1 protein-coding gene is annotated in these 745 nt (G+C 33.7%); it reads right to left on the minus strand.

Features of this window, described 5'->3' with window-relative positions; all coding sequences use genetic code 11:
- Positions 1 to 745: Cna B-type domain-containing protein (locus tag HMPREF0819_RS04880; protein WP_004232993.1), on the minus strand; the 745-nt coding region annotated here is incomplete at both ends.

Raw genomic sequence — 745 nt, forward strand, 5'->3', positions numbered from 1 at the left:
CTGTAACTTTATCTTTATAACCTTTTGGTACAGTAACTTCTTTGACAGTGTAATCAATGATTTTACCATCTGCTTTAATGTCTAAGTCTGTAAAATTAGCTTGCCAGTTATTAGCTGCTGATAAAGTGGTTACTTTATCTTTAATAGCTTTACCATTTGCATAAAGTTGAACTTTAATTTCACTTGGACGTATTCCATCTTGATTGTTATTATCAAGCCAAACTTTAGTCACATTAACAGCAGTTTTTCCTGGTGTGTAGCTATTTGTGATATTATTACCAATTATCTCTGTGGTGTAATCTTTAACAGCATCTTCATTTACTGTGTACTTGATTTCTTGACCATTTTCAAACTTAGGTAAGTCACTAAAGCTATATGACCAGTTATCATTTGCTGTGACTTCTTTTGAGTCTACTTTCTTACCATTAGCTAGAAGATTAACAGTAATTTTTTCTGGGCGGATACCGTCTTGATCGTTGTTATCATTCCAAGTCTTAATACCACTAACTTGAATAGTAGCTGGTGTGTGAGTATTAGTAAAGTCATTACCATTTTGTTCTCCAGTATAGCCAGGAACTTGATCTTCTATTACTGTGTAGTTAATTTCTTGACCATTTTCGAACTTAGGTAAGTCACTAAAGCTATATGACCAGTTATTAGCTACTGTAGCTTCTGTTGTGTGTACCTCTTGACCATTTGCCATTAAATGAATAGTGATTTTATCTGGACGGATACCATCTTGGTT

The sequence above is a fragment of the Streptococcus equinus ATCC 9812 genome, assembly GCF_000187265.1.
GTDB lineage: Bacteria > Bacillota > Bacilli > Lactobacillales > Streptococcaceae > Streptococcus > Streptococcus equinus.